A 16,876-nucleotide genomic window follows, 5' to 3' on the forward strand; every position below is an offset into this window, starting at 1 on the left:
CCTCGGTCGACGTCAGTGGGTGAATCCTGCCGGACGGACGAACGGCCCCGCTCCCGGGGCGGGAGCGGGGCCGGTAAGGACCCTCCTGCCCCCACCACTCGCACGCTCGCGGCGGGGGCCTGCAGGAGGGCCGGCTAGGCCTGGCCGACCTCGAAGCGGGCGAATCGCTCGACGGTCAGGCCCGCCTCGTCGACGATCTGCTTCACCGTGCGCTTGGGCTCGGTGATCGACGGCTGCTCGAGCAGGACGAAGTCCTTGTAGAAGGCGTTGACCCGGCCCTCGACGATCTTGCTGATCGCCTGCTCGGGCTTGCCCTCCTCCTTCGCGGTCTGCTCGGCGACGCGGCGCTCGGTCTCGACGGCCTCGGCCGGCACCTCGTCGCGGGTGAGGTAGCGCGGGCGGGCGGCGGCGATGTGCATCGCCAGGCTGCGCGCGGCGTCCTCGCTGCCACCGCTGTACTGCACGGCGACACCGATGGCCGGGGGCAGGTCGGTGGCCCGCTTGTGCAGGTAGGTGGCGGTGGTGCCCTCGAAGACGGCGAACCGGCTGAGCACCAGCTTCTCGCCGATGCGGGCGGACTCCGACTCGATGAGGGCGGCGACGGTCTGCCCGTCGACCTCGGTGGCGAGCAGCGCGTGGACGTCGGCCGGCTTCTGCGCCAGGACGACGTCGAGCAGGCGCTCGGCCAGCTTCACGAAGTCGGCGTTCTTGGCGACGAAGTCGGTCTCGCAGTCGAGCTCGAGCAGCGCGCCGTCCTTGCTGACGACGACGCCGTTCGTGGTGGAGCGCTCGAGGCGCTTCCCGACGTCCTTGGCGCCCTTGACCCGGAGCAGCTCGACGGCCTTGTCGTAGTCGCCGTCGGCCTCGGTGAGCGCCTTCTTGCAATCCATCATGCCGGCGCCGGTGGCGTCGCGGAGACGCTTGACGTCGGCAGCGGTGAAGTCAGCCATGTCTCTTCCTCAGAGGTGTGGGTTGCGAGCACAGTCGGCCCCGTCGCTCTCACCCCGAGCGTGCGAGGGTGAGAGCGACGGGGTCGGGGTTTCAGACGGAGCGGGGGGACTCGCCCGTGGTGGCGGGCACGCCCTCGACCGGTGCGACCTCGTGCGCGCTGACGGCGGGCGGCTCGGCGGGGGTCTCCGGCAGCGGGGTGGCGGCCTGGTCACCACCGGTGAGCAGCTCGCGCTCCCAGTCGGCCAGCGGCTCGTCGCCACCGATGACGGGCTCGGCTGCCTCGCCGCGACCGGCGTCGGCCTGCGCGGCCGAGCGGGCCATGAGGCCCTCGGCGACGGCGTCGGCGATGACCCGGGTCAGCACGGTGATGCTGCGGATGGCGTCGTCGTTGCCCGGGATCTTGTAGTCGACCTCGTCGGGGTCGCAGTTGGTGTCGAGGATCGCCACCACCGGGATGTTGAGCTTTCGGGCCTCGCCGACGGCGATGTGCTCCTTCTTGGTGTCCACGATCCAGATGGCGCTGGGCACCTTCTGCATGTCGCGGATACCGCCGAGGCTGCGCTCGAGCTTGGCCTTCTCGCGGCTCAGGACCAGCTGCTCCTTCTTGGAGAGGCTGACCAGGGCACCGGTCTGCTCGAGGTCCTCGAGCTCCTTGAGGCGCTGGAGGCGCTTGTGCACGGTCTGGAAGTTGGTGAGCATGCCGCCCAGCCAGCGCTGGTTGACGTAGGGCATCCCCACCCGCGTGGCCTGCTCGGCGACGACTTCCTGCGCCTGGCGCTTGGTGCCGACGAACAGGATCGAGCCGCCGTGGGCGACCGTCTGCTTGACGAACTCGTAGGCGTTGTCGATGTACCCCAGCGTCTGCTGCAGGTCGATGATGTAGATGCCGTTGCGCTCGGTGAAGATGAACCGCTTCATCTTCGGGTTCCAGCGGCGGGTCTGGTGCCCGAAGTGCACGCCGCTGTCGAGCAGCTGCTTCATGCTGACGACTGCCATTGCAGCCTCTCTCGTCTGCGCGCGGCCACGGCCGCGCTTCTCGGTTCGTCGCGGGCACCGGGTGGTGCACCGCCCTGGCGTCCAGCTGCGCCACACCCCCGGCGGTTGCCCGTCGGGACCGAGGTGGCGACTGCCCCGCCTGCTGCGGCGGGAGGAGGACGCGCGAAGTCGACCCATCGGTTCGGGCCGCACCGGACAGCATACGCGAGGGCCCGGGCCGTCATCCCCAGCCGTCCGGGTTGTCCACAGATCGCACCGGGGACGCCCCGCCGGCCGCCGTTCCCGGCGAGCGTTCGCCCATGCGCGCCCGCACTCTGCTCCTCCTCGCCCTGCTCGGCGGCGCCCTCGCCCTGATGCCGGTGCCCGCCGCCGCCGGGCCGGCGCCCGCACCGCCCCCGGCGGCCGGCGGCCCCCGCTGGGGACCGCCGATGCACGGCGACCTGTCGGTGACGCGGCCCTTCGAGCCGCTCCCCCACCCGTTCGCCGCCGGTCATCGCGGCGCCGACCTGCCGGGCACCCCGTGGAGCCCGGTCCTCGCCGCGGGCGACGGCGTGGTGGTGTTCGCGGGCATGGTGGCGGGCCGGCCGGTGGTGAGCGTCGACCATGCCGGCGGTCTGCGGACGACGTACGAGCCGGTCGACCCCTCCGTCGCGGCCGGTCAGCCGGTGACCCGTGGCTCGCCACTGGGCACGCTCGCCGCCGGGCATGCCGGTTGCCCGGTCCAGGCGTGCCTGCACTGGGGTCTGCGCCGCGGGGAGACCTACCTCGACCCGATGGAGCTGCTGCGGCCGACGCGGGTCCGCCTGCTGCCGCGGGCCGGCGACGGGCGCCCGCTCGCCGGCCGCGCGCCGTAGTGGGCGGGCACGCAGGAGGCCGCGAACGGACGTGGCAGGCAGCCGGTGCGACGGGGCAGCCAGCCGGTCGGACGGCGGCACCGGCCCCGGTGACCGGTGGTCAGGCCGGTGGACGCTCGGCCCGCCACAGGGTCCAGCGGTCGCGTTCGACGAGAGGTCCCTCGGGAAGGCGTCGGCGGAGTTCCTGGACGAGTCGCGCCACGTCGTCGTCGCCCAGCTCATGCAGGATCGACCGCCCCGTCCGGGCGGCGATGTCCGCCAGGTAGTCCTCCGCGTCGTCGTACCGGCGCCGGACCTCCTCGACGGGCACCGCGCGCACGCCGGTGAAGCCGGCCGACGCCAGGGCTGCGGAGACCACCTCCACCGTGGGGCGGCGGCGGTTCTCCACCTCCAGCAGCCTCGGGAAGATCTCGAAGAACCAGCCGCGCGGATGCGCCGGAGAGCCGGGGACGGCGACGTCCTCGGGCGTGCGGTCCTGGATCAGCAGGACGCCTCCCGGGCGCAGCAGCCGGGCCGCCTCCACCGCCAGCGCGGCCAGGTCGGTCACGTGGTGCACCAGCGCGCGCTCGAAGACGATGTCGGCGCACTGGTCCGGCAGACCCGTGCGCTCGGCGTCCCCGTGCCGGAACGTGACGCCGGGGAGGTTCCCCTGCTCCGCCCGCGCGGCCTCGAGGATGTGCGCGCTGAAGTCCACGCCGGTGACCGTCGCCGCCCCGAGGTGGTGCCACGTACGGGTGTAGGTGCCGCCTCCGCAGCCCACGTCGACGACGTCGGCCCCGGTGGGATCGACGAGGGTGAGCACGGCCTCCCGCCAGGAGGTGTCCGCCTCCCGGCCGGAGTAGCTGGTGCGGTTGCCGGCGTCGTGGAAGTCGATGGGCACGGCCGCGGACCGATCAGGCGATGCGCTCAGGCGGGAGCGCTCAGGCGGGAGCGCTCAGGCGGGAGCGCTCAGGCGGGAGCGCTCAGGCGATGTCGGCGAGCTTCGTGCGCAGGTGGAGGACGGCCTTGGTGTGCAGCTGGCAGATGCGGCTCTCGGTCACGCCGAGCACCCGGCCGATGTCGGCCAGGGTCAGGCCCTCGAAGTAGTAGAGGCTGACGACGACCTTCTCCCGCTCCGGCAGCTGCTCGACCGCGCGGGCGAGCAGCTGCCGCGCCTCCCCGTGCTCGGCCATGGCCTGCGGGTCGAGGGCGCTGGAGTCCTGCAGGGTGTCGCCGAGGCTGGGAGCTCCACCCCCGTCGTCGTCGGTGAGCAGCTCGTCGAGGGCCACGACGTTGACCAGCGACAGCTGACCGAGGAACTTGCGGATTTCCTCGACGTCCATGTCCATCTCCGCCGCGACCTCCTCGTCGGTCGGCGAGCGGTGCAGCCGTGCCTCCAGCTCGGCGACGGTGCGCTCGAACTGACGGGCCTTCATGCGGACCGACCGCGGGATCCAGTCGGTGTTGCGGAGCTCGTCGATGATCGCGCCGCGGATGCGGGCCATCGCGTAGCTCTCGAACTTCACCTCACGGGTCGGCTCGAACCGGGTAATCGCGTCGATCAGGCCGAAGGTGCCGTAGGAGACTAGGTCGGCCTGCTCGACGTGCGCCGGCAGGCCGCTGCCCACCCGGCCGGCGACGTACTTGACAAGGGGCGCGTAGTGGAGGATCAGCCGGTCGCGCAGCGTGGGGTCGCGGTCGGCGACGTAGCTGGCCCAGAGCTCGGCCAGGAGGGCGTCTGCGTCCTCGGGGGACTCGTCGTCGTACTCGTCCAGCCGGTGGATGGTGGCCTCAGGCACGGTCGCGCTCCTCGGTACTGGTGGTCGGTCCTGCGCAGTGGTCCTGCCCCGTCATGACTGCTGCCCTGGACATCGGCAGGCAACCACCCCTCTAGGCACGGGGATGCGCTTGCGCATGGACCGCACGCAGCCGTTCGACCGTCACGTGCGTGTAGATCTGGGTCGTCGCGAGGCTAGCGTGGCCGAGCAACTCCTGGACCGAACGCAGGTCGGCGCCGCCCTCCAGCACGTGGGTGGCGGCGGAGTGGCGCAGGCCGTGGGGCCCGATGTCGGGGGCACCGGGCGTGCCGGCGACCGCCGCGTGCACGGTCCGGCGCGCCTCCCGGGCGTCCAGTCGTCGTCCGCGGGCGCCCAGGAGCAGGGCCGGGCCGGACTCCGGCGTGGCCAGCGCGGGCCGGCCGCGGGTCAGCCACGCGTCGAGGGCCTGCTCCGCCGGGACGCCGTAGGGCACGCTGCGCTCCTTGCGCCCCTTGCCGAGGACGCGCAGCAGCCGGCGGCCCCGGTCCACGTCGTCGACGTCGAGGCCCACCAGCTCGCTCACGCGGATGCCGCTGGCGTAGAGCAGCTCCAGCACCACCGCGTCGCGGAGCCCGACCGGTTGCTCCGCACCGGCCGCGGACTCGACGAGGGCCCGCGCCTGCTCGGGCGCCAGCACGCCGGGCAGGGTGCGGTGCGCCTTGGGGCTGACCAGCCGCAGGCCGACGTCGTCGGGGGTGAGGCCCGCCCGGCGCAGGTACGCGGTGAAGGAGCGCGCCGACGCGGCGTGCCGTGCGATGGTCGCGCGGCTGTGGCCCCGGGTCCGCCCCTGGGCCAGCCAGCTGCGCAGCGCGGCGAGATCGAGCTCATGCACCTGCGTCCCGCCCCGGCGCGCGAGGTGGTCCAGCAGTCCGACCGCGTCGCCCACGTACCCCCGGACGGTGTGGTCGGACAGGTTCCGCTGGGTGCGCAGGTGGTCCTCGTAGCCGTCGAGCGCCGCCGCGAGCGGCGACGGCAGCGCTGCGCGCACGTCGACTGTCCCCGCGGTCACCGGGGAACCGTCCGTCGACGCCTACGGCCCGTCAAGCCGCCGCGCCGGGACCGCCCGTCCGCCGGGACCGGCTCGTCACGTCGCGGGGTGCAGCCGCCAGCCGGTGCCGGTCCACTCGACGAGGTCGGCCAGCTCCAGTGCGGGCAGGACCCGCAGCACCTCGAGGACGTCGCAGCCAGCGATCGCGGCCAGCCGCTCGGGGCTCACCCCGGTGCGGACCGGGCAGGCGTCCAGCACGCGGGCCGCCAGGTCGCCGAGCCCGTCGCGTGGGCCAGTCGGCCGCTCCGGTGGCGGAGCGAGGTCGGTGCCGATGCCGCCGACCGCCTCGATGACGTGGTCGGCCGAAGCCACCAGCGTCGCGCCCACGTCCTCGTCCCGGAGCAGCTCGTGGCAGCCCACGCTCATCGCCGAGGTGACCGGGCCGGGCACGACCAGGACCTGCCGGCCGAGCCGCCGCGCCCGCTGCGCGGTGGCCTGCGCGCCCGACCGGGCGGCGGCCTCGACCACGACCGTGCCCCGGGTCAGTGCGGCGATCAGCCGGTTGCGGACCAGGAACCGGTGCCGGAGCGGCGCGCACCCGGGCGGCCACTCGCTCACCACCAGCCCGCTCTCGGCGAGCACCGCGACCGTCCCCACCCCGGCGGCCAGTGCCCCCCGGTGCGCGGCGCCGTCGACGCCGAAGGCGCCGCCGGACACCACGGTCCATCCCCGCTCCCCCAGCTGGTGGCCCAGCTCTCCGGCCACGTGCTCGCCGTACGCCGTCGACGCCCGCGAGCCGACCACCGCCACCGACCGGGCGACGAGCTGGTCGAGCCGCCCGGTACCGCGCACCCACAGCGCGACGGGCGGAACCGGCGCGCGGGTCCGGTCGGACTGTTTCGCGTGGTCCCCGGGCTCCTCGGCGACGGCCACGGTGAGCGCGTGCAGCGGCAGGGCGGGCCACTCGTCGTCCTCGGGGATCACCAGCCGCGCGCCGCACCGCTGCGCCCGGGCCAGATCGGCCAGGGTGGCGTCCTGCTCGGCGCGCGCCCCGACCAGTGATCGGATCCGCTCCGGAGCCCGGCCCGCACGCAGCCGCCGGATCGCCTCGACGGGCCCGACGTCGTCCACGTAGCGCCAGAAGTCGACGGTCCCCGGCTCCACCGCGCGGCTCAGCCAGGCCCGGGCGCGCCGGAGCCCCGCATCGACCGACCCGCCACCCCCGCCTGCGGCGGCCTCCTCGAGGTCCTCGTCCAGGCTCATGCCGCCGCCCGCTGCCGCCGCATCCCCAGCGCCTCGGCCACGTCGCCGGCACCGGGCACCGTGCCACCGGCGAGGTCGGCGAGGTCGGCGAGGCCGGCGAGGTCGGCAAGGGCGCGAGCCATCCGCAGGACGACCGCTCCGCTGACGTCGCAGGCGGATGCGTCAACCCGCCAGCCGGTCACCAGGGGCGGAGGCGGGCAAGGACGGCATGATCCGGTCACATGGGAGTCGGAGACCGCGCTGACCCTGCGGACAAGGTCGCCATCGATGTCACCGAACGCGGACGATTCGTCCTGGAGAGGGGCCTGAGCGAGTGGGCCGGCCCAGCGAGATGCACGGACGACATGGCGTCGGCCATGGGCTTCGAGGATGTGGACGATCCTCTGCACGGTGACGGGCCACGGATCCACCGGGCGGTGACACGACGCCAGCCGCTGACGCGAAGGGACTGGGCTCGGGCGCTGCTGGCGACGGAGATCGTCTTCGCCAGCAACCTGGTCGGGTCGGGACTCGACTGGTCGAGCACCACCGGGCTCAGCGACGAGGAGACCATCGCGCTGCTGCGGACGCTGCAGCGCAAGATCCCCCCTGTCCACGGATAGCCGGTCGGCCTCGCTCCGGCAGGGTTCTGCGACGCGCGGGTGGGTCATGCCGCTGCCCGCTGCAGCCGCATGCCCAGCGCCTCGGCCACGTCGTCGGCACCGGGCATCGTGCGACCGGCGAGGTCGGCGACGGTCCAGGCCACCCGGACCACGCGGTCGAAGCCCCGCACGGACAGCGCGCCCCGTTCGAGGGCGCGCTCGGCCAGGCGCAGGGCGGGACGCGGCACCGCCCACCGCTCCCGCAGCAGGCGGCCCGGGACCTGGCTGTTGAGCGTGAGCCCCGTGCCCGCCAGGCGCTGCGCCGCCGCGGCCCGCGCGGCGGCGACCCGGCGGGCCACCTCCGCCGTCGTCTCCGGCGGGCCCAGCCCGTCCAGCCAGGCGGCCCGTGTGACCGGTGGAAGCTCCACCCGCAGGTCGATGCGGTCCAGCAGCGGCCCGGACAGCCGCGACCGGTACCTCCGCCGCTCCAGCGGACTGCACGTGCACGCGGTGTCGCCCGCCGCGCTCGCGCAGGGGCACGGGTTGGCGGCCAGCACCAGCTGGGCCCGGCACGGAAAGGTCGCCGAGCCGGCGGCGCGGTGGATCGTCACCTGCCCCCGCTCCAGCGGCTGGCGCAGCGTGTCGAGGACGGCGCGGGGGAACTCCGGCGCCTCGTCGAGGAACAGCACGCCGCGGTGGGCGCGGCACAGGGCGCCGGGCCGGATCTGGCCCGAGCCGCCGCCGATCAGGGCGGCCATCGTCGCCGAGTGGTGCGGAGCCTCGAACGTCGGCCGGGTGACCAGTGGAGCGCCCGGCGGCAGGGTGCCGGCGACGGAGTGGATGGCCGTGACCTCCAGGGCGGCCCCCTCGTCCAGCGGTGGCAGGAGCCCGGGCAACCGCTCGGCGAGCATGGTCTTGCCCGCCCCCGGCGGACCGGCCAGGAACAGGTGGTGCCCGCCCGCAGCGGCCACCTCCACGGCCCGCCGTCCGGCGGCCTGCCCCACCACGTCGCCCAGGTCGGGAGGCGCCGGCACCTCGGGCACCGGGCCGCGGACGTGTCGGGTCAGCGGCTCCCGGCCGGACAGGTGCGCCATCACCTGGGCGAGGCTGTGCGCACCGAGGACGTCGATGCTCTCGACCAGCGCCGCCTCGTCGGCGTTGGCGGCTGGCACCACGACCTGCGAGCGGCCGGCGCGGGCAGCGGCCAGCACGGCCGGCAGCACGCCGCGGATGCCGCGCACCGATCCGTCGAGACCCAGCTCGCCGAGGAACACGAGCCGGTCGACCGACTCCTGCGGAACCGTGCCACCGGCGGCGAGCACCGCGGCCGCCAGGGCGAGGTCGAAACCGCTGCCCTGCTTGGGCATGGAGGCCGGGGACAGGCCGATGGTGATCCGCCGCTGCGGAAAGGTGGCCCCGGCGTTGGCGACCGCGGCACGGACCCGGTCGACCGACTGCCGGACGACCGCGTCGGGGAGCCCGACGAGCGCCACGTGCGGGACGCCGGCAGCCATGTCGACCTCGACCTCCACCATGGCGCCGTGCACTCCGGCCAGGCCGACCGACCAGGTGCGGGCCAGGGTCACAGGAAGGCCGCCCGGAGGTGCGTGACCAGGGCCGGCCGCGACGGGCGGACGAGCACCCCCACGACGTCGAACCGCAGTTCGGGGGCGTGCTCGTCGTGCGCCGCCAGCCAGCGGTGGGCCAGTGTCCGCAGCCGCCGCTGCTTGACCGGCGTGACGGCCTCGACGGGGTGCCCGTAGCCCACCCCGCGCCGTGTCTTCACCTCGCAGAAGACAAGCGCGTCGCCGTCGCGGGCGACGATGTCGAGCTCGCCCTCCGGGCAGCGCCAGTTGCGGTCGAGGACGCGGAACCCGCGGTCGCTCAGGAAGGCGGCGGCGATCCGCTCGCCACGGAGGCCGAGGTCGGTGGTGGTGGGCACGGACCGACCGTCGCCGGTCCGGTGGGCTCCGCGACAGGAGCCCACCGGATCTGTGGAGAGCGGATCGCCCTGTGGACGGGGCCGCGACCGGTCAGGCCTCGATCGCGGTACTCACGTCGCACTCGGTGCCGGTGTCGGTCCCGGTCCCTCCGTCGCAGACGTCACGGGCCGGCGCCGGGGCCGGAACGGGCGGGGGCGGTGCGTCGGGCGGCAGCTCCCCGGCGAGGAAGTCGTCGCCCGGGCCGCCGCGGAGGACGTCGGCGTCGAAGCCGCCGGCCGCGAAGTCGTCGCCGGGCCCGGCCTCGATCACGTCGCGGCCGAAGCCGCCGATGATGCCGTCCGCGCCCGGACCGCCGTTGCCGTAGTCGTCCCCGACCGCGAGGGCGAGGAAGTCGTCACCGTCCTCACCGAACACCCGGTCGTGGCCGGGCCCGGGCAGCACCTCGTCAGCTCCGGCGCCGGCGTACACGGTGTCGTTGCCTCCGGCGGCGCCCACGTTGCCGAAGAAAGTGGTGGTGTCGCCGAGGACGAGGTCGTCGCCTCCCTTGGCGTAGATCACGTCGTTCCCCAGCAGGCCGCAGATGAAGTCCGGCCCGTCGGTGCCGGTGAGCACCTCGGAGCCGTTGCTGCCGATGACCACGTTGAACTGCGTGAGGTCGATGTCCGGCGGGACCGCGCACTCGGCCGGGACGGTCGGTGCCGCAGCGGCCACGGGCGTGGCGGCCAGGACCGGGACGACGAGGGCCGACAGGCCCAGCAGTACTCGTGCTCCGCGCATGGATTCCCCTCCGTCGGTGAGCGAAGGATCCGGAGGCTAGGGACCCTCGCCGCGGAGACCAATGAGGTCACCCGCGCCGCCGCGCACGACGGGGGGCTCGCGGACGGAGGACACGCTGCGCGAGCGCAGCACTCCGGCGCGCCACGTCACAGACATCGGCGGCGCCGTCCACGGCGCCCGGGGAGCGCCCCGGACCGGCTGCTCGGAGCCCGGGGCTGCTCCGCCGCGGTACGACGACGTGCCGGTGCGTGCGGCGCTGCCGCCGATCAGGTGATCCGCGGGTTGTCCGGCAGCTCGAGGTCGGGCTTGTCCAGCTCCTCGACGTTCACGTCCTTGAAGGTCAGCACTCGCACGTTCCGCACGAAGCGGGCCGGGCGGTACATGTCCCAGACCCAGGCGTCGGAGAGCTTCAGCTCGAAGTAGACCTCTCCCCCGGCCTCCCGCACCTGCAGGTCGACGGAGTTGGCCAGGTAGAACCGCCGCTCGGTCTCCACCACGTAGGTGAACTGGCGGACGATGTCCCGGTACTCGCGATAGAGCTGCAGCTCCATCTCGGTCTCGTACTTCTCGAGGTCCTCGGTGCTCATCGCAGCTCTCCGGGAGCGCTGCTCGGCGCAGGGGACGACGGCTCAAGGGACATGGCCCCATCATCGACCATCCCGGCGGAGGCGGTCAGTCCGCCCTCCCGCGCGGCGTGCGCGTCGCGCGCCCGGGCCACGTTGACGAACCGCATGCGGTGCTCGGGGCAGGGCCCGTACCGCTCCAGGGCCGCGCTGTGGACGTCGGTGATGTAGCCCTTGTGCCCGGCGAAGTCGTACTCCGGCCAGCGCTCGTGCAGCTCGAGCATGATGCGGTCACGGGTCACCTTGGCCAGCACCGAGGCGGCCGCGACGCAGGCCGCGACCCGGTCCCCCTTCCACACGGCCAGGCCGGGGCGGGTGAGCCCGGTCACCGGGAACCCGTCGGTGAGCACGTAGTCCGGGCAGGGGTCCAGTGCGCTCACGGCCCGGCGGAGCGCCTCCACGTTGGTCACGTGCATGCCGCGCGCGTCGAGCTCACCGACCGGAATGACCACCACCGACCAGGAGAGCGCCCGCTCGACGACCTCGGCGTACACCCGCTCGCGCGTGGCGGCGGTCAGGAGCTTCGAGTCGGCCAGGCCGGGCACCCGCCCTCGGCGGCCGGGCGGGAGGATGCACGCGGCGGCCACCAGGGGGCCGGCGCAGGCGCCCCGGCCCGCCTCGTCGGCGCCGGCCACGACCTCGAAGCCACGGCGCCGCAGGGAGCGTTCCATGTCCCAGAGGGAGTCGGGACGGTCCTCGTCGGCGATCGTGCGCCGGGAGCGGACGGCGGGGCTCGACGTGGGATGAGTGGTTCGGACGGCCATCGCGCTCCGACAGTACGACGGCCACGGCCGGGGATCGTCGGCCGGGATCGTCGGCCGCACGCCCGGCCCCGGAAACGCACGACGGGCCGGCCCCCGGATGGGGACCGGCCCGTCGAGCCGGAGGTGCAGGTCGCCGGGGTCAGACCTCGGCGGTGCCCAGGTCGGCGTCGGCGGTGGGCAGGTCGCCGGCCGACAGGCCGTGCCCGCAGGTGCAGCCGGGCTGCCGGTTGGAGAGGACCAGCGAGACGGCGTGCGCCCGGTCACGGGCACCCAGCTTGCGCAGGATGGCCTTGACGTGGGACTTGACGGTGTCCTCGCTGATGAACAGGTTGCGCCCGATCTGCCGGTTGGACTGGCCCAGCAGCAGCTCGTCCAGCACGTCGGACTCCCGCCGGGTCAGCGGCACCTCCGGCGTGAAGGGCTTGGCGGCCGGCGTCGCCGACGGCTCCACCCGGCGGATCTGCGGGTCGACGACGGTGCGCCCGGCACGAGCGGCCAGGATCGCCCACCCCAGCAGGGTCGGCGAGGTGTTGATCATGAGGTAGCCGCGGACACCGGCAGCCAGCGCCTCGTTGACGACGGCCGGGTCCTCCGACGTGGCCAGCGCGACGATCGCGACGCGGGGGAAGCGGCGCCGCAGGTCGCGGCAGGCGTTGAGGGTCGCGGCGCGGCCGGAGCCGAGCTCGACGACGACGGCGTCGGGGCGGGCCGACTCGACCAGCGTGAGAGCGCGACGCAGTTCGCCGGGCGTACCCACCGACTGCATGCCGGCCGTCTCGTTGATCATGCTGACCAGACCGCGACGCAGGACGGGCGCGTCGGCGAGGAGGAGCACGCGGGTGACCCCGCGGGCGGCGCTCGCCATAGGTGCAGACACAACTGACTCCGTTTCACTCCGGGAACGTGCAATGTCTCCATCGGAAGGGTGAAACGGTTACTTGAATACTTTTCCAGCATTTTTCCGCTGCTATCCGCGCGTCTGCAATGGCGGGCCCGCCGTCACATCCGTAACAGGAATTGGCTCCGCACCGGCGCGCGACGACCGCCCGTCCTGGTCGGGGCCGGGCCGAGGGCGGGCAGGAATGCGCGGAAGGCGGTCAGTCGCCCGGGGAGCGGTGCCGTCGTCGCCAGGCGGCGATGGGGACGGCGCCGGCCAGGCCGATGGCCCAGGGGGCCACCGTGGCGGCGGCCACCGCCGAGGGGACCGTTCCGGGGGCGCCGGGTGCGGCGGCTCCGGCGTCCTGGATGTCGGGCGAGTCGAGCAGGCCGAACCGGCTGACGGGCCAGACGATCATCGCCGCTTTGCCGATGACGTCGTCGACGCCGACCGTGCCGCTGTACTCGTCACCGATGTGCGACCGGGAGTCCGCGGACGCGGAGCGGTGGTCGCCCATCACCCACAACCGGTCCTCGGGCACGGTGACCGGGCCGAACGCCCGCGACTCGATCGGGGTGTTCTCGAAGATGTAGGGCTCGTCGATGGGTACGTCGTCGACGGTCACGCGGCCCTCCGCGTCGCAGCACTGCACCGTCTGGCCCTCGACGGCGATCACCCGCTTGACGAAGTCGTCCTCGCTGGGCGGGGCCACCCCGACGGCCCGGCCGAGCCAGAGCAGGGCGCCGGTGAGCCAGTTGTCCGGCTCGGCCACGGACACCTCGGGCGTCCACGTGTCGGGCCCCTTGAAGACGACGATGTCGCCGGGTTCGGGCTCGCCGAACCAGTACGGCACCTTGTTCACCAGCACCCGGTCGCCGGTGCAGCCGGCACAGCCGTGCAGGGTCTGCTCCATCGATCCCGACGGGATGAAGAAGGCCTGCACGAAGAAGGTCTTGACGACCAGGGCGAGCACGAACGCGATCAGCAGGAGCACCGGCAGCTCGCGCAGCAGCGACCCCTTCTTCGCCACCTTCGCACGGTCGGCGCGACGGGAGCCCCGGCCGGTAGACGCATTGCCTGCTGGGACGTCCTCCCCTCGGTCATCCCCCGGAACGACGTCGGCGGGCCCCCCGGGCCGATCACTGCTCATCGGGAGCAGCGTACGGCGCGGGAGACCCGCCGTGGCCGCAGCCGGTCCGAACCGGCCGCCAGGCGTGTCAGCGCAGGGTCGTGCAGGGCACGGTCACTCAGCGAGCGACGACGTCGCGCTTCTCCTTGATCTTGGCCGCCTTGCCGCGCAGCTCGCGGAGGTAGTACAGCTTGGCGCGACGCACGTCTCCGCGGGTGACGACCTCGATCTTCTCGACCACCGGGGTGTGGACCGGGAAGGTCCGCTCCACGCCGACACCGAAGCTCACCTTGCGCACGGTGAACGTCTCGCGGATGCCGCCGCCCTGACGGCGGATCACGACGCCCTGGAAGACCTGGATGCGGGAGCGGTTGCCCTCCACCACGCGCACGTGCACCTTGACGGTGTCACCCGGGCGGAACTCGGGGATGTCGTCGCGCAACGAGTCGGCGTCGAGTGCGTCCAGGGTGTTCATCTCGGCAGTCCTCAGTCCTAGCGTGTGGGGCTCGTTCTCGGCGCAGACAGCGGCGGGCCAGCCGTCGGAACCGGTGGGCTGCGGCTCCCCGTCGGAGCTCCCGCCGGCGGGTGCCCACGGTCTGCAGCAGCTCTCTACTGTGCCACATCTTCAGGTGACGATGCGCGGGGGCCCCGTCCACGGTCCCGTGAGCAGCTCCGGGAGCAGGGCCGCGAGGTCGGACGGGGCGAAGGACTGGCCGCTCCTGGCGATCTCCTCCGCCGTCCACCAGCGGTGCGGTTCGTCGCCGAGCAGCTCCAGCTCCGTCAGCTCCCGCGGAGCGACCTCGTGCACGACGTCGCGGAGCACGAAGAAGGTCTCCCGGGAGTCGATCTCGACGCCGGCGAAGGGGCCGACGTGTCGCCGCAGCCACACCGGGCCCTCCAGCGCCGCCGGGTCGACGTCCAGCCCGATCTCCTCGGCCAGCTCCCGGACGGCGGCCACGCGCAAGGCCTCGCCGTCCTCCACTCCCCCGCCGGGCGTGTACCAGAACAGGACGTCGCCGGGGGGCACGGCAGGATCGGTGAGACGGGCACCGAGGAGCAGCACCCGCCCCGAAGGATCGAGCACCACCACCCGCGCGGTGGGCCGGACCCAGGCCCGGTCACCCACCGTCGAGCAGCGCCCGATCGGCCTCGGTGAGCGCGGCCCGGGCGAGCAGGTCCGGACGCCGGGTGGCGGTGCGCCGCAGCGACTCCGCGCGGCGCCAGCGGGCGATGGCGGCGTGGTCGCCGGAGAGCAGGACCGGCGGTACCTCGTGCCCGCGCCAGCTGGCCGGACGGGTGTAGGCCGGTCCCTCCAGGAGGCCGTCGGCATGCGAGTCGAACTCCACGGACTCGCGGTTGCCGACGACGCCGGGCAGCAGCCGGGTGACGGCCTCGACCATCACCAGCACGGCGGACTCACCGCCGGCCAGCACGTAGTCGCCGATCGAGACCTCGGACACCGGACCGGCGTGGGCGGCCCAGTCGGCCACCCGCTGGTCGATGCCCTCGTAACGGCCGCAGGCGAAGACGAGCCCCGGCTCGGCGGCCCATGCGGTGGCCATGGCCTGGGTGAAGAGCCGGCCGGCCGGAGTGGGCACGACCAGCCGGGTGCCGGGCGGGCGCACCGCGTCGAGGGCCCGGCCCCACGGCTCGGGCTTCATGACCATGCCCGGCCCGCCGCCGTAGGGGGCGTCGTCCACGGTGCGGTGCACGTCGTCGGTCCACTGCCGCAGGTCGTGCACCCCGATGGTGACCAGGCCGCGCTCGGCGGCCTTCCCGAGCAGCGACTGGCCCAGCGGGGCGAGGTACTCGGGGAAGATCGTGACTATGTCGATCCTGTAAGGGTCGATCCGGAAGCTCACGCCTCAGAGCTCCAGCAGGCCCTCGGGCGGGTCCACGACCAGGAAGCCCCCGGCGAGGTCGACGGTGGGGACCAGCGCCGACACGAACGGGATCAGCACCTCGGCGCCCTCCCGGCGACGGACGACCAGCAGGTCCTGGGCCTCGTGCCGGACCTCCGTCACCTCGCCGAGGACCGTGTCGTCGAGCAGCCGCGCGGTCAGGCCGACCAGCTGGTGGTCGTAGAAGGAGTCCGGGTCCTCGATCTCCGGGAGGTCGGCGACCGGGACCAGCAGCAGGGTGTTGCGCAGCGCGTCCACCGCCTCGCGGGAGCCGTAGGTCTCGCCGTCCGGGCCCGCCAGCTGCAGCAGGAGGGTGCCGCTGTGCCAGCGCCGGTCCACGACGGTGAGCGGCCCTCGGGCGGGCGGGTCGGTGAGCAGCACCTCCCCCGGGGCGAAGCGGAGGTCGGGGTCGTCGGTGCGGACCTCGACGGTGGCCAGACCACGGACACCGTGGGGCCGGCCGATACGGCCGACCACCACGGTGTCGGGGGCAGGGTCCGGCAAGCCGACGCTCAGCGCCCGTCGGTGTCGACGACGTCGACCCGCAGGCCGCGTCCGCCGACGCCGGTCATGACCTGGCGCAGCGCCTTGGCGGTGCGCCCGCCGCGGCCGATGACCTTGCCGAGATCGTCGGGGTGCACCCGGATCTCGAGCGTCTTGCCACGGCGGCTGGTGAGCAGGTCGACGGTCACGTCCTCCGGATGGTCGACGATGCCCTTGACCAGGTGCTCGAGCGCGTCTTCCAGCACGTCTTACTCGGCGGGCGTCTCGGCCGAGCCGCCGGACTCGGTACCGGCGACGGGCGCGGCGCCCGGGTCGGTGTCCTCGACGCCGGCCTTCTTGGCGGCCTTCTTCTTGGCGGTGGTCGCCTCGGTGGTCGGCTCGTCCATGCCCGCGCGGACGGCGGCCTCGTAGAGGGCCTTCTTGTCCGGCTTGGGCTCGGCGACCTTCATCGGCGCCGGGGCGGGCTCGCCCTTGAACTTCTGCCAGTCGCCGGTCACCCGGAAGATGGCGGCGACGGCCTCGGTCGGCTGCGCGCCGACACCGAGCCAGTACTGCGCCCGCTCGGAGTCGACCTCGATGAAGGAGGGCTCCTCCTTCGGGTGGTACTTGCCGATCGTCTCGATCGAGCGGCCGTCACGCTTGGTCCGGGCGTCGGCGACGACGATGCGGTAGTACGGCGCGCGCATCTTGCCCAGGCGCATGAGCTTGATCTTGGTGGCCACGGTGGGTGGTGTACTCCTCGAACGCTGTGTGGTTGCTCGCCGGAGCGACGTGTGGGGGTACGCCGGGGCGGAGCGATGGACACGGCCGGCAACGGTGAGAGGGCCGCCACCGCCGTGTTCGACCGACCATGATGCCAGATCGCGGGAGGAGCGCCGTGGCCAGGATGAGTCCCCTGCGCCACACCGAGCTCCGGGTGACCGTTCTCC

At 73.8% G+C, this 16,876-nt stretch carries 22 protein-coding genes; 2 read left to right on the plus strand and 20 right to left on the minus strand.

The genetic code is table 11. From position 1 onward, the window contains the following. Positions 1-134: 134 nt before the first annotated feature. Together tsf and rpsB are read right to left on the minus strand one after the other, a co-directional pair. Positions 135-950, minus strand: coding sequence for a translation elongation factor Ts (tsf, locus tag ACFSHS_RS06830; RefSeq protein WP_376873426.1), 816 nt, complete (start codon positions 948-950; stop codon positions 135-137). A 91-nt stretch (positions 951-1,041) separates the two neighbouring features. Beyond that, on the minus strand, positions 1,042-1,947 hold the full coding sequence (rpsB, locus tag ACFSHS_RS06835) for a 30S ribosomal protein S2 (protein ID WP_376873428.1): 906 nt from the start codon (positions 1,945-1,947) through the stop codon (positions 1,042-1,044). Between the two features lie 299 nt (positions 1,948-2,246). On the opposite strand from rpsB, the gene ACFSHS_RS06840 reads away from it, so the two are divergent. After that, positions 2,247-2,801 (plus strand): M23 family metallopeptidase, encoded by a 555-nt coding sequence (locus ACFSHS_RS06840; protein WP_376873430.1) that lies wholly within the window; start codon positions 2,247-2,249, stop codon positions 2,799-2,801. A 100-nt stretch (positions 2,802-2,901) separates the two neighbouring features. Here ACFSHS_RS06840 and ACFSHS_RS06845 read toward each other — a convergent pair whose 3' ends face one another. From ACFSHS_RS06845 to ACFSHS_RS06865, 5 genes are all read right to left on the minus strand, one after another. Further along, a complete protein-coding gene (locus ACFSHS_RS06845; protein ID WP_376873432.1) occupies positions 2,902-3,681 on the minus strand; it encodes a class I SAM-dependent methyltransferase in 780 nt (259 codons plus the stop codon). Between the two features lie 82 nt (positions 3,682-3,763). Beyond that, the gene (whiG, locus tag ACFSHS_RS06850; protein WP_376873434.1) at positions 3,764-4,579 is read right to left on the minus strand and encodes an RNA polymerase sigma factor WhiG; all 816 of its coding nucleotides are present in this window, start codon (positions 4,577-4,579) and stop codon (positions 3,764-3,766) included. Between the two features lie 91 nt (positions 4,580-4,670). After that, entirely contained in the window at positions 4,671-5,606 is a 936-nt protein-coding gene (locus tag ACFSHS_RS06855; protein ID WP_376873436.1) for a tyrosine recombinase XerC, read from the minus strand. Positions 5,607-5,681: 75 nt separating this feature from the next. After that, positions 5,682-6,848, minus strand: a complete 1,167-nt coding sequence (locus ACFSHS_RS06860) for a DNA-processing protein DprA (RefSeq protein ID WP_376873438.1) — start codon at positions 6,846-6,848, stop codon at positions 5,682-5,684. Continuing rightward, positions 6,845-6,970, minus strand: coding sequence for a hypothetical protein (locus ACFSHS_RS06865; protein ID WP_376873440.1), 126 nt, complete (start codon positions 6,968-6,970; stop codon positions 6,845-6,847). The genes ACFSHS_RS06860 and ACFSHS_RS06865 overlap by 4 nt, the downstream gene beginning before the upstream one ends. Positions 6,971-7,264: 294 nt before the next feature. Between ACFSHS_RS06865 and ACFSHS_RS06870 the strand changes: the two genes are divergently transcribed. Next, the gene (locus ACFSHS_RS06870; protein ID WP_376873442.1) at positions 7,265-7,450 is read left to right on the plus strand and encodes a hypothetical protein; all 186 of its coding nucleotides are present in this window, start codon (positions 7,265-7,267) and stop codon (positions 7,448-7,450) included. Between the two features lie 44 nt (positions 7,451-7,494). On the opposite strand, the gene ACFSHS_RS06875 is transcribed toward ACFSHS_RS06870, so the two are convergent. The 13 genes from ACFSHS_RS06875 to rpsP form a co-directional block, all read right to left on the minus strand. Then, on the minus strand, positions 7,495-9,015 hold the full coding sequence (locus ACFSHS_RS06875) for a YifB family Mg chelatase-like AAA ATPase (RefSeq protein WP_376873444.1): 1,521 nt from the start codon (positions 9,013-9,015) through the stop codon (positions 7,495-7,497). After that, the gene (locus ACFSHS_RS06880; RefSeq protein ID WP_376873446.1) at positions 9,012-9,371 is read right to left on the minus strand and encodes a YraN family protein; all 360 of its coding nucleotides are present in this window, start codon (positions 9,369-9,371) and stop codon (positions 9,012-9,014) included. Before ACFSHS_RS06880 ends, ACFSHS_RS06875 begins: the two co-directional genes overlap by 4 nt. 91 nt (positions 9,372-9,462) lie before the next feature. Continuing rightward, the gene (locus ACFSHS_RS06885; RefSeq protein ID WP_376873448.1) at positions 9,463-10,149 is read right to left on the minus strand and encodes a calcium-binding protein; all 687 of its coding nucleotides are present in this window, start codon (positions 10,147-10,149) and stop codon (positions 9,463-9,465) included. Between the two features lie 266 nt (positions 10,150-10,415). After that, on the minus strand, positions 10,416-10,736 hold the full coding sequence (locus ACFSHS_RS06890; protein WP_135099203.1) for a DUF2469 domain-containing protein: 321 nt from the start codon (positions 10,734-10,736) through the stop codon (positions 10,416-10,418). Continuing rightward, positions 10,733-11,536 carry a ribonuclease HII gene (locus ACFSHS_RS06895; RefSeq protein WP_376873451.1) on the minus strand — a complete coding sequence of 268 codons (804 nt, stop codon included), beginning with the start codon at positions 11,534-11,536 and terminating at the stop codon, positions 10,733-10,735. Before ACFSHS_RS06895 ends, ACFSHS_RS06890 begins: the two co-directional genes overlap by 4 nt. A gap of 139 nt (positions 11,537-11,675) precedes the next feature. Continuing rightward, entirely contained in the window at positions 11,676-12,413 is a 738-nt protein-coding gene (locus tag ACFSHS_RS06900) for a LuxR C-terminal-related transcriptional regulator (protein WP_376873453.1), read from the minus strand. A gap of 220 nt (positions 12,414-12,633) precedes the next feature. Further along, positions 12,634-13,443: a signal peptidase I gene (lepB, locus tag ACFSHS_RS06905; RefSeq protein ID WP_376873455.1), complete on the minus strand. Its 810-nt coding sequence runs from the start codon at positions 13,441-13,443 to the stop codon at positions 12,634-12,636. Between the two features lie 217 nt (positions 13,444-13,660). Next, a complete protein-coding gene (gene rplS, locus ACFSHS_RS06910; protein WP_376873457.1) occupies positions 13,661-14,017 on the minus strand; it encodes a 50S ribosomal protein L19 in 357 nt (118 codons plus the stop codon). Between the two features lie 150 nt (positions 14,018-14,167). Continuing rightward, complete coding sequence (locus tag ACFSHS_RS06915; protein WP_376873459.1) at positions 14,168-14,668, minus strand: NUDIX hydrolase; 501 nt, start codon at positions 14,666-14,668, stop codon at positions 14,168-14,170. After that, positions 14,661-15,404 carry a tRNA (guanosine(37)-N1)-methyltransferase TrmD gene (gene trmD / locus ACFSHS_RS06920; protein WP_376873461.1) on the minus strand — a complete coding sequence of 248 codons (744 nt, stop codon included), beginning with the start codon at positions 15,402-15,404 and terminating at the stop codon, positions 14,661-14,663. The genes ACFSHS_RS06915 and trmD overlap by 8 nt, the downstream gene beginning before the upstream one ends. A gap of 3 nt (positions 15,405-15,407) precedes the next feature. After that, on the minus strand, positions 15,408-15,947 hold the full coding sequence (rimM, locus tag ACFSHS_RS06925) for a ribosome maturation factor RimM (protein ID WP_376873463.1): 540 nt from the start codon (positions 15,945-15,947) through the stop codon (positions 15,408-15,410). Between the two features lie 8 nt (positions 15,948-15,955). Continuing rightward, entirely contained in the window at positions 15,956-16,192 is a 237-nt protein-coding gene (locus ACFSHS_RS06930) for an RNA-binding protein (protein ID WP_376873465.1), read from the minus strand. Between the two features lie 3 nt (positions 16,193-16,195). Next, the gene (gene rpsP, locus ACFSHS_RS06935; RefSeq protein WP_376873467.1) at positions 16,196-16,669 is read right to left on the minus strand and encodes a 30S ribosomal protein S16; all 474 of its coding nucleotides are present in this window, start codon (positions 16,667-16,669) and stop codon (positions 16,196-16,198) included. Positions 16,670-16,876: the final 207 nt, after the last annotated feature.

Source organism: Blastococcus deserti (assembly GCF_042682525.1).
In the GTDB taxonomy this organism is placed as follows: Bacteria; Actinomycetota; Actinomycetes; order Mycobacteriales; family Geodermatophilaceae; genus Blastococcus_B; species Blastococcus_B deserti.

Coding starts and splice junctions, on each gene's coding strand:
- tsf (WP_376873426.1), bottom strand. CDS start 950: ATGGCTGACTTCACCGCTGCCGACGTCAAGCGTCTCCGCGACGCCACC.
- rpsB (WP_376873428.1), bottom strand. CDS start 1,947: ATGGCAGTCGTCAGCATGAAGCAGCTGCTCGACAGCGGCGTGCACTTC.
- ACFSHS_RS06840 (WP_376873430.1), top strand. CDS start 2,247: ATGCGCGCCCGCACTCTGCTCCTCCTCGCCCTGCTCGGCGGCGCCCTC.
- ACFSHS_RS06860 (WP_376873438.1), bottom strand. CDS start 6,848: ATGAGCCTGGACGAGGACCTCGAGGAGGCCGCCGCAGGCGGGGGTGGC.
- ACFSHS_RS06865 (WP_376873440.1), bottom strand. CDS start 6,970: ATGGCTCGCGCCCTTGCCGACCTCGCCGGCCTCGCCGACCTCGCCGAC.
- ACFSHS_RS06885 (WP_376873448.1), bottom strand. CDS start 10,149: ATGCGCGGAGCACGAGTACTGCTGGGCCTGTCGGCCCTCGTCGTCCCG.
- ACFSHS_RS06890 (WP_135099203.1), bottom strand. CDS start 10,736: ATGAGCACCGAGGACCTCGAGAAGTACGAGACCGAGATGGAGCTGCAG.
- ACFSHS_RS06895 (WP_376873451.1), bottom strand. CDS start 11,536: ATGGCCGTCCGAACCACTCATCCCACGTCGAGCCCCGCCGTCCGCTCC.
- rplS (WP_376873457.1), bottom strand. CDS start 14,017: ATGAACACCCTGGACGCACTCGACGCCGACTCGTTGCGCGACGACATC.